Origin of the sequence: Sphingomonas psychrotolerans (assembly GCF_002796605.1) — a bacterium.
Taxonomy (GTDB): Bacteria; Pseudomonadota; Alphaproteobacteria; order Sphingomonadales; family Sphingomonadaceae; genus Sphingomonas; species Sphingomonas psychrotolerans.
In genome coordinates this window covers 3,820,644-3,833,935 of the sequence record NZ_CP024923.1, presented here as the reverse complement: position 1 = coordinate 3,833,935, position 13,292 = coordinate 3,820,644, and the positions used below count along the sequence as shown (strand labels likewise).

The 13,292-nt window shown below is 65.4% G+C and carries 10 protein-coding genes; 9 read left to right on the top strand and 1 reads right to left on the bottom strand.

Translation table 11 applies throughout. The features are described 5' to 3' along the window. Nucleotides 1-70: 70 nt before the first annotated feature. On the bottom strand, nucleotides 71-862 hold the full coding sequence (locus CVN68_RS17445) for a CmcJ/NvfI family oxidoreductase (protein WP_100283328.1): 792 nt from the start codon (nucleotides 860-862) through the stop codon (nucleotides 71-73). A gap of 264 nt (nucleotides 863-1,126) precedes the next feature. Between CVN68_RS17445 and CVN68_RS17440 the strand changes: the two genes are divergently transcribed. The 9 genes from CVN68_RS17440 to CVN68_RS17400 all read left to right on the top strand — a co-directional run bounded on the left by CVN68_RS17440 (nucleotide 1,127) and on the right by CVN68_RS17400 (nucleotide 13,259). Then, nucleotides 1,127-3,697, top strand: coding sequence for a TonB-dependent receptor (locus tag CVN68_RS17440; protein WP_100283327.1), 2,571 nt, complete (start codon nucleotides 1,127-1,129; stop codon nucleotides 3,695-3,697). Between the two features lie 74 nt (nucleotides 3,698-3,771). Then, entirely contained in the window at nucleotides 3,772-4,539 is a 768-nt protein-coding gene (locus CVN68_RS17435) for a glutathione S-transferase family protein (protein WP_100283326.1), read from the top strand. Next, nucleotides 4,536-5,285: a glutathione S-transferase family protein gene (locus tag CVN68_RS17430; protein ID WP_100283325.1), complete on the top strand. Its 750-nt coding sequence runs from the start codon at nucleotides 4,536-4,538 to the stop codon at nucleotides 5,283-5,285. The genes CVN68_RS17435 and CVN68_RS17430 overlap by 4 nt, the downstream gene beginning before the upstream one ends. 1 nt (nucleotide 5,286) lies before the next feature. Continuing rightward, a complete protein-coding gene (locus CVN68_RS17425; protein WP_100283324.1) occupies nucleotides 5,287-6,849 on the top strand; it encodes an AMP-binding protein in 1,563 nt (520 codons plus the stop codon). Between the two features lie 44 nt (nucleotides 6,850-6,893). Next, on the top strand, nucleotides 6,894-9,035 hold the full coding sequence (locus CVN68_RS17420) for a PQQ-dependent dehydrogenase, methanol/ethanol family (RefSeq protein ID WP_100283323.1): 2,142 nt from the start codon (nucleotides 6,894-6,896) through the stop codon (nucleotides 9,033-9,035). 59 nt (nucleotides 9,036-9,094) lie between these two features. Next, complete coding sequence (locus CVN68_RS17415) at nucleotides 9,095-10,609, top strand: aldehyde dehydrogenase family protein (RefSeq protein WP_100283322.1); 1,515 nt, start codon at nucleotides 9,095-9,097, stop codon at nucleotides 10,607-10,609. Nucleotides 10,610-10,692: 83 nt separating this feature from the next. After that, complete coding sequence (locus CVN68_RS17410) at nucleotides 10,693-11,565, top strand: amidohydrolase family protein (protein WP_100283321.1); 873 nt, start codon at nucleotides 10,693-10,695, stop codon at nucleotides 11,563-11,565. A gap of 51 nt (nucleotides 11,566-11,616) precedes the next feature. Next, nucleotides 11,617-12,381 (top strand): glutathione S-transferase family protein, encoded by a 765-nt coding sequence (locus tag CVN68_RS17405; protein WP_100283320.1) that lies wholly within the window; start codon nucleotides 11,617-11,619, stop codon nucleotides 12,379-12,381. Beyond that, a complete protein-coding gene (locus CVN68_RS17400; protein ID WP_199560117.1) occupies nucleotides 12,381-13,259 on the top strand; it encodes a bifunctional 5,10-methylenetetrahydrofolate dehydrogenase/5,10-methenyltetrahydrofolate cyclohydrolase in 879 nt (292 codons plus the stop codon). Before CVN68_RS17405 ends, CVN68_RS17400 begins: the two co-directional genes overlap by 1 nt. The last annotated feature ends 33 nt before the right edge of the window (nucleotides 13,260-13,292 follow it).

The following is a 13,292-nucleotide window of genomic DNA, read 5'->3' as shown; positions in this document are numbered from 1 at the left end:
TCCGGCATGGGTCAACCTCTCTCAATGTAATCCGTATGCAACACTTACTATGATGGCGTAGTGAGAGACATTAGAACCAATAAGCGATCGCACGCATCTCGATCGACGAACGGGGCGGGACATCCGCGGCGCAATCGGGATCGTCAAACGCCACGTGTGGCACGCTATGGGCCATCGCGGGATCGCTGTCGTTGGTCTTGAATATGATCACCTCGTCACGGGTGAGGTCGCGGAACCAGTGCCAGCGATGCGTGGCGGAATGGGCGACCACCAGTCCCTCGAAAGACCAGGCATCCACCCCGTCGCGATCAAACATCGCATCGGCCGGGATCAGTTCGTCCGCAGTGACGCTGCGCGCGTCGCACAGTGCAAGCGGTACGTCTTGCGGCGGCGCGGAGAGCGCCCGCCAGACATTGTAGTGCGCGACGCGGCGGGGCTTCCGCCCGCCTTCCGGTTGCGACCGCGCCGCGAACTGGGCCGCAGTCAGATCCGACACGTCGACATGCGCGAACCGCGCGGGACGCGAATTGTCCAGCGCGCCAGAGAGCGCCGATCGCTCCGCGAAACGCAGCACGCCGGGCCCCGAGACGACGATCGCATCGGCACTGGTGACGCTTTCGAGCAGCGCCACGATCTCGCCGGGATGGACTCGCGCCACTTCGCCGGCGTCGGCGAAATCGATGACCTGGCTACGATGTGCGACAAGCTCGAAACCGTCGCGGTCGAGTTCCGCGCCCGAATCGCGCGAATCGGTAATCGTCATCACGTGGGGATCGAGCACGACGGTGTCGCGGCTCGAGTCGTTGGCAAAATAGGCCATCCGCGCGGCGCTGCGCGCAACATAATTGATCGTCGCCTGCATCGCGTATTCCTCTCCGACTCGGTCGCTGGACTAAGCCGCGACCGTATGCTTAACATACACTTGGTGCCTCGCCCGCTCGTGCGATGCAAGCATCATGGCACGCGGATAGCGTCGCATTCCTGCAACGGCCGAAGACTTAGCGTCCGGGCATCTTGCCAGCCGCGAAATTGTATGCCTTACTCACAATCGACGCCAACCTAGAGCGTCATGGCGGCCACGTTTCGATCAAGAGCGGGCGCAGCCAGATTCAGGAGAGGATCTAAGATGCAGAGCACCGCTCGTTCGCCCTTTCAGCGAATCCTTCTCGCCTCCGTGTCGGCGTCTGCGATGCTCGTCGCGAGCCCGGCGATGGCGCAGGACGCAGACCCGCAGGCCGCTATTGTGCTCGCTCAGGCCGAGACGCCGTCCGCGCCGGGCGCAAAATCCACACCGCCACCGCCCGTTGATGATACCGCACCCGCGCAAGACGACGCCGATATGTCGGCGGAGATCGTCGTCACCGCGCAGTTCCGCGAGCAGCGATTGCAGGACATCCCGATCTCGATCACCGCAGTCAACGCCGCGCAGCTCGAATCGCGCAGCCAGACCAACCTGGCGCAGGTCGCCGACGCTGCGCCGAACGTGTCGCTGAAACCGCAGGGCGCCTCGTTCGGCCCGTCGATCAGCGCATCGATCCGCGGCGTCGGGCAGAATGACTTCAATCCAGCCTATGAGCCGGGCGTCGGCATATATATCGACGACGTCTATTATCCGCAGCTGACTGGCGCGGTCTTCGATCTGCTCGACGTCGATCGCGTGGAAATCCTGCGAGGTCCGCAGGGCACCCTTGCCGGCCGCAACTCCGAAGGCGGCGCGATCAAACTCTACTCGCGCAAGCCGACCGGCAAAGATGGCGGCTTCGTCGAGGGCTCTTATGGGAGCCGCAACCGGATCGGCCTGCGCGCCGCGGCCGATTTCAAGCTTACCGACAAGTTGTTCGGGCGTCTCTCGGGCGTGTTCAAGCAACAGGAAGGGTTCGTCGACCGGATCGATTACGGTTGCGCCGTCCCGACGAGCGGGATCGCGACGACGCGTGCGCCCGGCGATTGCCGGATCAGCAAGCTCGGCGGCGTGGGGTATCAGGCGGTCCGCGGTATCCTGCAGTGGGAGCCGAGCGACGCGCTCGAAGTTACCCTCATCGGCGACTATACCCATGACGAACACACGATCGCGGGCGAAGTGCTGCTGGCGACCTCGACGATCAACTCGCCGAACACCAATGCGGCGCCCGGGACCCCCTATGACAACCGCTTCGTCTGCGGCTCCTATTGTAACTACATCACCACTGGCCAGCCAGCCGGGACATGGGTGCCGCCGATCCCGGCCGATCCGTTCGGCGCGGCGGGTACGCGGCTCGCGGCGACCTCGGGCACCGATCGCAGCATCTACGATGGTTGGGGCGTGTCGGGGCAGATCAACTATACCCTGAGCGACATGTTCTCGGTATCGTCGATCACGGGCTATCGTGCGTTCGAGACGCAGTTCGACAGCGACGACGATCTGTCCCCCGCCAGCATCGGCTTCGGGTCCAACAGCCTTGTGAACTGGAGCTTCAGCCAGGAACTGCGCCTGAACGCCAAGCTCGGTGAGGCGATCAACTTCACCCTCGGCGGCTATTATTTCGAACAGGAATCCACCTATGATTCGCTCCAGGACATCCGGTACGTGCCGGTCTATCCGCTGCAGTTCCGCCAGCCCGATCCGACGTCCGCAAAGGCCAAGGCCGTGTTCGCGCACGCCTCGTGGGAACCGGTCGAAAATCTGACGCTCAGCGGCGGCTTACGCTACACCGATGAATCGAAGGACCAGACCTATTTTCGCCTGAATCTCGATGGCACGGTCAACCGCTTCCTCGATCCGATCGGGGCCGCCTACGGCCTCGCCTATTCGGGGCCCGATACCCGAGACTCGAACCGCAACGGCAACATCACCGAAATCGTCACCGCCCTCTCCGGGCTGACCGCGCATTATGACGCGCGACGCTGGGACTATCGGCTCGCGGCGGACTATCGTCTTTCCGATGCGCTGCTCGTCTACGCCACGCTGTCGACCGGCTTCAAAGGCGGCGGCAGCAACCCGCGGCCGTTCAATGCCGCGCAGGTCATCTCCTTCGCACCCGAACAGCTGACCGCCTATGAAATCGGGTTCAAGAGCGACTTCTTCAGCCGCAAGGTGCGCCTCAACATGTCGGCGTTCCTCAACAACTACAAGGATATCCAGATCCCGGTCAGCACTTGCCCGGGCGCACCTTGCGCCGCGCGCCTCAATGCCGGCGACGGGCGGGTGAAGGGTTTCGAGGCCGAGCTGACCGCCTTCCCGATCCCGGGTCTCGCGATCGACGCATCGCTCAGCTACCTCGACTTCGCCTACCACGCGGACAGCCTCAACCCGGCGGCCGCTTATCCGACCAATCCAGGCGGCGTCGACCCCAACGATCCCCCGACGGTGCCGCCATGGAAGGCCAATATCGGCGTGCAGTACAAGATCGATCTCGGCGACGCCGGCAGCCTGACGCCGCGTGTCGACGTCAACTACCAGGACAAGCAATATACCGGCCCCACCGTGATCGCCGGCACGCGTATCCGGAATTTCATTCCGGCCTACACGCTGACCAATGCGCGCCTGACCTGGCAGAACGCCAGTAAGGACCTCGACGTATCGCTCGAAATGACGAACGTCTTCGACAAATACTATCTGCTGACGATATTCGATCTTCGCGCCGCCGGCGCCGGGTTCCGCAAGGGTCGGCCGGGGAATCCGATGGAATGGGCCGTCTCGGTCAAGAAGAAGTTCTGACGGGTCGGCCGGGATGACGACGGTCGCCGCCGCCATCCCGGCCCCCTCCCCCTATCGAAGGAGGCTGTCCTCGCATGACCGATGTCGCGCTCTACCACTGGGAGCCGAATGCCAATTCGGGCAAACCGATGCTGGCGCTGATGGAGAAGGGCGTCGCGTTCGACAGTCACTATCTCGATCTGCTCAATTTCGACCAGCACAAGCCCGCCTACCTGGCGGTCAACCCGCTCGGCACGATCCCGGCGATGACTCATGGCGACCGGGTGCTGACCGAATCGACCGCGATCATGGAATATGTCGACGAGGCGTTCGACGGCCCCCGACTGATGCCCGGCGATCCGGTCGACCAGTGGCGGGTGCGCTGGTGGATGAAGTTCATGGACCAGTGGCTCGGGCCGAGTTTCTCGATGATCGGCTGGAGCATCTTTATCGGCCCGTCGGTGCGCCAGAAGGATCCGGCCGAGCTGGAGGCGGCGATCGAGCGTATCCCGATGCCCGAGCGCCGCGTCGCGTGGCGCAAGGCGATCGGCGGTACCTTCTCGGCCGAGGAGATGGCCGAATCGCAGCGTCGGGTCGGGCTTGGCATCGTCTTCCTCGAGCAAGCATTGGCGAAGCGGGAATGGCTCGCGTCGGACAGCTACAGCCTTGCCGACATCAATGGCTTCAACCTCGCTTATGCGCTGCCGTTGTCGCAGCCGACGCTGTCCAACGACACGCTGACGCCCAACATCATGCGCTGGCTCCGCGCAATCTACGCGCGCCCCGCGACCAAGGCGTGCTGGGCAATGGGACGAACTCCCATGGCGAAGCGCGTGGCGATTCTGGAGGGCAAACCGGCATGATCCCCATCCTGTACCATGGCGAACCGAACGGGCCGTCGTTGACGGTCCTCGCCGCTGCGTTCGAGAAAAGCGTAGACGTCACGCTCGCACGGATCGATCTCGCCGCGGGCGAACGGCATTCGGAACGCGCGCCGCACGCGTTCGAGGTGGACCAGTCGATCGAAGGCGAAGGCCCCATTCTCATAGTGGACGGCATTGCGATGACCGACAGCGTCTTCGTCGCCTGCTATCTCGACGATGTCGGCAGCGGCCCGGCGCTGCGCCCCGCCGACCCCTATGAACGCTGGCAGACGATGGCGTGGTGCCGCTATGTGATCGAACGCGTGGCGCCCGCTGCATCCTATCTCGGGCTCGAGCAGATGCCGCCACCGCTGGTGCCCGATGGCATCGCGAGCGTCGACCTCGCCGAGCGCTGGCGCGATGCGCAAGCGGGTCGCTTCGATGCGGACAGGCTCGCCGATAGCCGCGTCAAGATCGCGCAAGCCACCGACAAGGTCGAGGCGCAGCTTGCTGACGGACGCGACTGGCTGATGGGACCGTTCGGCATCGTTGACCTAGAGACCTATGCCTGGCTCGCGGGAATGCCGGGAATCGCGCCCGATGCTTTCGCCGGAAAGCCCCGTATCGCGGCCTGGCTGGCGCGTGTCGCGGCACGCCCCTCGGTCGCACGCGCGCTCTCGCTGGCGACGAGCGAGGCGCCCGAAGCGGTCTGGGCGCCCGGCCCCGAAATCAACCGCTGGGGCTGACATGCGCTCGATCGACTATTTCGACCGCGGCCACGATCTCGATCCCCGGCGCGCCTGCCTGATCGACACCGAAAGCGGCGAACGCCTGACCTTCGCCGAAGTGAAGGCGCTGACCGAGCGGATCGCGATCGCGATGTACGCGAACGGCTTCGAGAACCAGGCCCCGGTCGCGCTGTACGGCCCGAACAGCGCGGCGATCATGGTCGCCCTGCTCGCGATCTGGCGCGCCAACGGCCAATGGGTGCCGGTCAACACGCGCAACGCGATCGACGCCAATGCGGGCTATCTCAACTATGTCCGCTGCGGCTGGCTGTTCTACCATTCGAGCCTGCAAGCCGATGTCGCGGCGCTTCGCGCGCAGGTGCCCAGCCTCACCCGCTTCATCTGCCTCGATCGCCCGTGCGACGGCGATCCCTCGCTCGACCGGTTCGTCGCCGATTCGCCTGCGGGCGATCTGCCCGACATGTCCGATCCGTTCGGCAGGCCCGACGACGTCGTCGGCCTGTTCCCGACTGGAGGCACCACCGGGCCGTCGAAGGGCGTCGTCGTCACCAATCTAGGCTGGGGTACGATGCTGGAGACGCTGGGCGACGCGGTCGGCGGGCGGACCGATGATCCGGTGTCGCTGGTGGTGGCGCCGGTCACCCATGCGGCGGGGCCAGTCGCGCTCGGCACGCTGGCGCTGGGGGCGACGCAGGTGATCCTTCCCGGCTTCGATGCCGACACCGTGCTGCGGACGATCGCCGAGCATCGCGTGACCCACATGTACCTTCCCCCGACCGCGCTCTACGGCCTCCTCGCTTCGCCCGAACTGGGCAGGCAGGACACGTCGTCGCTCAAGATCTTCATCCTCGTCGGATCGCCGGTGTCGCCCGAAAAACTGCGGCTTGCGGTCGAGAAGTTCGGGCCGTGCATGTGCCAGGCATATGGCCAGGTCGAATCTCCGATGATCACGACGTGGCTGCCCCCCGAGGTGGTCGCGGCGGCCGCCGCCGGCGATCATCCCGAACGGCTGGCGAGCTGCGGACGCGCGACACGGTCGGTCCGGGTCGGGCTGATGGACGATTGCGGCAATCTGCTGCCCGATGGCGAGCCCGGCGAGATCGTCGTGCGCGGCGTGCTGGTCTCGAAGGAATATTTCGAGCTGCCCGAGGCGACCGCGGAGGCGCGGCAGTTCGGCTGGCATCATACCGGCGACGTCGCCTATCGCGACGCCCACGGCTATCTCTTCATCGTCGATCGCAAGAAGGATATGGTGGTGACCGGCGGGTTCAACGTCTTCACCGCCGAGGTCGAGGCCGCGATAACCGAACTCGCATCGGTCAGCGAATGCGCCGTGATCGGCGTGCCGCACGAGAAATGGGGTGAATCGGTCCATGCCATCGTCGTCGCCGACGGGATCGACGAAGCGACGATCATCGCGCATGCCAAGGCGCGGCTGGGCGGCGTAAAAGCCCCCAAGAGCGTCGCCTTCGTCGATGCGATCCCGCGCACGCCGGCGGGCAAGATGGACAAGAGGGCGCTGCGGGCCGCGCATTGGGGCGGCGGGCGGATGGTCAATTGACCGGACGACGGACAGCGTCGCTGGCACGAAAGAGGATGCGGGCAATGCGGATCGATGTGCGGCGCGCGGGTATCACGGCGCTGATCGTGGCGGGAGCGGCGCTGTCGATGGCGGTCTCCGGAGCCAGCGGGCCCGGCACGCATGCCAGCGGAGTCGATGGTCAACGGATCGCCGCGGGAGCGCCGGGCGAGTGGCTGTCGACCGGGCGCACCTATGACGAGCAGCGCTTCAGCCCACTCGAGCAGATCGGCACAGGCAATGTCGGGCAGCTCGGCCTCGCCTGGTCGGCCGATCTCGATACCGCGCGAGGGCAGGAAGCGACTCCGCTGATGATCGACGGCGCGCTCTATGTCTCGACCGCGTGGAGCATGGTGAAAGCGTATGATGCGCGCACCGGCAAGCCTCTATGGTCCTATGATCCGGAGGTGCCGCGCGAGACGCTGGTCAAGGCGTGCTGCGACGCGGTCAACCGCGGCGTCGCGGCATGGGGCGACCGGCTGTTCGTCGGCACGCTCGACGGCCGCCTGATCGCGCTCGACCGCGCCACCGGCAAGCCGGCATGGAGCGTCGTGACGCTCGACCAGACCAAGAATTACACCATCACCGGCGCGCCGCGGGTGGTGGGCGGCATGGTAATCATCGGCAATGGCGGGGCTGAATTCGGCGCGCGCGGCTATGTCACCGCCTATGATGCGCAGACCGGCAAGCAGCGCTGGCGTTTCTACACCGTCCCCGCGCAGCCGGGCACGGAACCGGACGAGCCCGCCTATCTGAAAACGGCCGCCTCCACCTGGTACGGCGAATGGTGGAAGCAGGGCGGCGGCGGCACCGTGTGGGACGCGATGGCCTATGATCCCGCGCTCGACCTGCTCTATATCGGCGTCGGCAACGGCAGCCCGTGGAACCAGGCGTATCGGTCCGAGGGCAAGGGCGACAATCTGTACCTGTCGTCGATCGTCGCGATCAAGGCGCGCACCGGCGAATATGTCTGGCACTACCAGACGACGCCCGGCGATTCGTGGGATTTCACCGCGACCCAGCACATCATGCTTGCCGACCTCACGATCGACGGCAAGCCGCGCAAGGTGCTGATGCAGGCGCCCAAGAACGGCTTCTTCTACGTCCTTGATCGCACCAACGGGCAATTGCTCTCGGCGAAGAATTTCGTGCCGGTCAATTGGGCCACCGGCGTTGACATGGCGACCGGGCGTCCGATCGAGACGCCCGAGGCACGCTATTACAAGACCGGCAAACCGTTCTTCGGATCGCCGGGCGCGACGGGCGCGCACAGCTGGCATCCGATGGCGTTCGATCCGAAGACCGGGCTGGTGTTCATCCCCGCGAACATCGCCGCTTTCCCTTATTTCCCGGACAAGGACTGGAAGCCGTCGAAGCTCGGGTTCAACGTCGGCGTCGATATGGGAGCCGCGACGATGCCCGCCATCCCCGCGGTCCGCCAAGCCGCGGCTGCGGCGACGACCGGCGCGCTGATCGCCTGGGATCCAGTGGCGCAGAAGGAGCGCTGGCGAATACCCTATAAGGGCCCGTGGAACGGCGGTATCTTGGCGACCGGCGGCGGGCTGGTCTTCCAGGGCAATGCGACCGGCGAATTCGCCGCTTATTCGACCGGGGACGGGCGCAAATTATGGTCGTTCCCGGCGCAGACCGGAGTGGTCGCCGCGCCGATGAGCTATGCGATCGACGGCGAGCAATATGTCGCGGTGCTCGCCGGATGGGGCGGCGTGTGGGCGCTGGCGCCGGGCGTTCTCGCCGACATCAGCGGGCCGAGCCGCAACATCAGCCGGTTGCTGGTGTTCAAACTCGGCGCGAAGGGCGCGCTGCCCCCCGCTCCACCATTCGAGCAAATCCCGCTCGATCCGCCGCCATCGACAGCGACGCCGGCTGTGATCGCCACCGGCGCGGCGCGGTTCGCGCGCTATTGCGGGGTGTGCCACGGCGACGCTGCGGTCGCGGGCAGCCTGATCCCCGATCTGCGCCGCAGCGGCACCCTCAACGACGCGGAGACCTGGCGCCAGATCGTCCATGACGGCGCGCTCAAGGACAACGGCATGGTCGGCTTCCAGTCGGTGATGACGCCCGCCGAGATCGACGCGATCCGGACCTATGTCATCCGGCGCGCCAATGAGGACAAGGCACTGGAAGACAAGACCGCCCGGACGCAATGACGGTGGACCAAACTGTATCCGTGGGATACCAATTGGACACGACCGGCAGGAGAGACGCCATGAACGAGATGACCAAGATTTCCTACGCGCAGCACGCCTATTCGGACGGCGCGAAGACGGCGCTGGGTCGCCGCCCGCAATTGTTCATCAACAATGAATGGGTCGATTCGTCGCACGGCGCGACCATCCCCGTGATCGATCCGTCGAACGGCAAGGAAGTGACTCGCATCGTCGACGCGAGCGACCAGGACGTCGATCGTGCAGTGGCGGCCGCGCGCACCGCGTTCGACGACGGCCGCTGGTCCGATCTGCCGCCGATCGTGCGCGAAGGCATGATGCACAAGCTCGCCGATCTGATCGCCCGGCACGCCGACGAATTCGCCGAGCTCGAGGCGATCGACAACGGCAAACCCAAGGGCATGGCCGCCGGCGTGGACATCCCCGGGGCGATCGGGATGATGCACTACATGGCGGGATGGGCATCGAAGCTCGGCGGCGACATGATCGAGCCGATGTCGATGCCACGCGGCACCGTCCACAGCTATGTCCGCCGCGAGCCGGTTGGCGTCGCCGCGCAGATCGTGCCGTGGAACTTCCCTTTGCTGATGGCGGTGCTCAAGATCGCGCCGGCCCTCGCGGCGGGCTGCACGCTGATCCTCAAGCCGGCCGAACAGACCTCGCTCACTGCACTGCGCCTCGCCGATCTCGTCGCCGAAGCCGGATTTCCCGCGGGCACGATCAACATCATCACCGGCAACGGCCACACGGCGGGTGACCGGCTCGTCCGCCACCCCGATGTCGACAAGGTCGCGTTCACCGGATCGACCGAAGTCGGCAAGATCATCAACCGCACCGCGACCGACAGCCTGAAGCGCGTGACGCTCGAACTCGGCGGGAAATCGCCGGTGGTGGTGCTGCCCGATGTCGATGTCGACGCAACCGCCGTCGGCGCGGCGGGGGCGATCTTCTTCAATTCGGGCCAGGTCTGCGTTGCGGGGTCACGGCTCTATGCGCATCGTTCGATATTCGACAAGCTGCTCGAAGGCGTCGCCAACGCCGCGGCCTTCTGGGTGCCGCGCCCTTCGCTCGACCCTGCCGGCCATATGGGGCCGCTGGTGTCGTCCGAGCAATTCGATCGCGTGATGGGCTATATAGACGCGGGCAAGAAGGCGGGCGCCAGCGTCGCGATCGGCGGAGATTCGCCGTCATCGGACGGCGGCTATTACGTCAACCCGACGGTGCTGGTCGATGTGCGGCCCGACATGAGCGTGGTGCAGGAGGAGATTTTCGGCCCGGTCGTGGTGGCGCAGCGCTTCGACGATCTCGACGAAGTGGCGAAATCCGCCAACGACACCTGTTTCGGACTGGGCGCGGGCATCTGGACGCGCGACATCTCGGCGATGCACAAGCTCGCCGCCAAGATCAAGGCGGGCACCGTCTGGGGCAATTGCCACGCGGTGATCGATCCGGCGCTGCCGTTCGGCGGCTACAAACAGTCCGGCCTGGGCCGCGAACAGGCGCGCCAGGGTGTCGAGGCCTATACCGAGCTCAAGTCGGTCATCATCCAGCTGTGACCGTCACGCGCCCGATCGGGCGCGAACCAGGCTGAACGCATACATCCCGCCGCTGCGCAGGCGGCGGGGGACAAGGAGAGGTCATGCCCGTGGATCCCAGTAAGGTCGTCGCCATCGACGTCCACGTCCATGCCGAGGTGTCGTGCCACGATCCCGAGGATCCGGTGATGGCGAAGTTCTTCGATGCCGCATCGGCCTATTTCAAGGCCGATCGCAAGCGCCCGACGATTCCCGAGACGATCGCTTATTATCGCGAGCAGAATATCGCCTTCTGCCTGTTCACGGTCGATTGCGAGAGCGGGATCGGCGCCAAGCGAGTCAGCAATTACGAGATCGCCGAACTGGCCGCGCAGCATGATGACATCGTCATCCCCTTTGCCTCGATCGATCCGCGCAAAGGCAAATACGGCGCGCGCGAGGCCCGCGACCTGATCGAGAATTACGGAGTCAAAGGCTTCAAGTTCCACGGCATCATGCAGGATTGCCACCCGGCCGACCGCGTCGCCTATCCGATCTACGAGGTGATCGCCGAATACGCTCTGCCCACAATCTTCCACACCGGCCATTCGGGCATGGGCACGGGGATGCGCGGCGGCGGCGGCGTGCGGTTGAAATATGGTCAGCCGATGCTGATCGACGATGTCGCAGTCGACTTTCCCGACATGAAGGTCATCCTCGCCCATCCCGGCTGGCCGTGGACCGACGAGAGCCTGTCGATGGCGCTGCACAAGGACAATGTCTTCATCGATCTGTCGGGCTGGTCGCCCAAATATTTCCCCAAGCAGGTGATCCAGTACGCCAATACGCAGCTGAAGCATAAGATGCTGTTCGGCAGCGATTTCCCGCTGATCCGCCCCGACAAATGGCTGGCGGCGGCGCAGGAAGCGGGGTTCCGCGAGGAGGTGTTGCCGCTGATCATGAAGGACAATGCGGTCCGTGTGCTGGGGCTCGCATGAGCCCTGTCGCCGGTCGCCCTCTCACCATCCTCACCGTCGGAGACTGAAGCCGTGGCCCTCAGATATTATCATGCCGAACCGGTCGCCAATTCGCTCAAGTCGATGATCCCGCTGAAGGAGAAGGGTCTCGATTTCGAGAGTGTCTATGTCGATCTCCACAAGTTCGAGCAGCACCAGCCCTGGTTCGTCGCGATCAACCCCGAAGGGCAGGTGCCCGTTCTCGACCATAACGGGACGATCATCACCCACACGAGCGTGATCAACGAATATCTCGAGGACGCTTTCCCCGACGCGCCGCCGCTGCGCCCGAACACACCGGAGGGCAATGCGCGGATGCGCTACTGGAACAAGTTCATCGACGAGCATGTGATGAACTTCGTTTCGATGCATGGCTGGCACCGCATGGTCGGCGTGATCGCGCGCGGTATCGACACCGGCGAATTCGACCAGCTGGTCGAGCGTATCCCGCTCCACGAGCAGCGCGAGAAATGGAAGACCGCGCGATCGGGCTTCAGCGAGGCCGATCTGGCGAACGCGACGCGCAAGATCGAAGTCGCGGTCGACAAGGTCGAGACGCAGCTCGCCGCGAACCAATGGCTGGCCGGCGAGAGGTTCACGCTCGCCGACATCAATTTCTATTCGCATTGCGGGATGATGGTCGAACGGATGTTCCCCGACCTCGAGATCGCCACGCACGCGCCACGCCTCGTTGACTGGCGCGACCGGGTGACTGCGCGACCCGGCGTCGCCGCCGCGCTCGGAATGCCCGATCATACCGCGCCGGGCCTGCGCACCTGGACGGGACACGCGCGCTGATGCTGGCTGAGACGATCGACGGACGCGCCCTCGCTCGCGCGGTGGTCGAACAGGTAAAAGCCGGCATGGTGGCGCTCGATCGCGCGCCCGGTCTCGCGGTGATCCTCGCCGGCGAGGATCCGGCGAGCCATGTCTATGTGAACGGCAAGGTCAAACTCGCGCGCGAGATCGGCTTCGCCGCCGAGGTGATCCTGCTGCCCGCCGATACCAGCGAGGACCGCGTGCTCGCCGAGATCGCCCGGCTCAACGCGCGCGACGAGATCGACGGCATCCTCGTCCAATTGCCGCTCCCGGCGGCGATCAACACGTTGCGCGTGATGGCGGCGGTCGATCCGGAGAAGGATGTCGACGGGCTCCATGCGCTTAACGCCGGTCGGCTCAGCCAGGGATCGGGCGGGCTCATCCCCTGCACTCCGCTCGGCTGCATGAAGATCATCAAGTCACTCGTCCCTGATCTGACCGGCAGCCACGCGGTGGTCATCGGCAGCTCGAACATCGTCGGCAAGCCGATGGCCGCGCTGCTGCTCGAGGAGCACGCGACGGTGACGCAGGCCCATGTCCACACACGCGATACGCAGTTCATCTGCCGCGGCGCCGACATAGTGGTGAGCGCGGTGGGCAAGCCGGGGCTGGTCCGCGGCGACTGGATCAAGCCGCGCGCGGTGGTGATCGACGTCGGCACCACGCGGGTCGCGAAGCCGGAGGGCGGATACCGCATCGTCGGCGACGTCGCCTTCGACGAGGCACGTCATGTTGCCGGTGCGATTACTCCGGTGCCCGGCGGAGTCGGCCCGATGACCATCGCCTGTCTGATGGAGAACACCCTGACGGCCGCCTGCGCCCGCGCCGAGGCACGGCGGCTGGCAGCGGCGGCCTGATCGGGATCGGTGACGAAGATCTGCCGCAGCCTG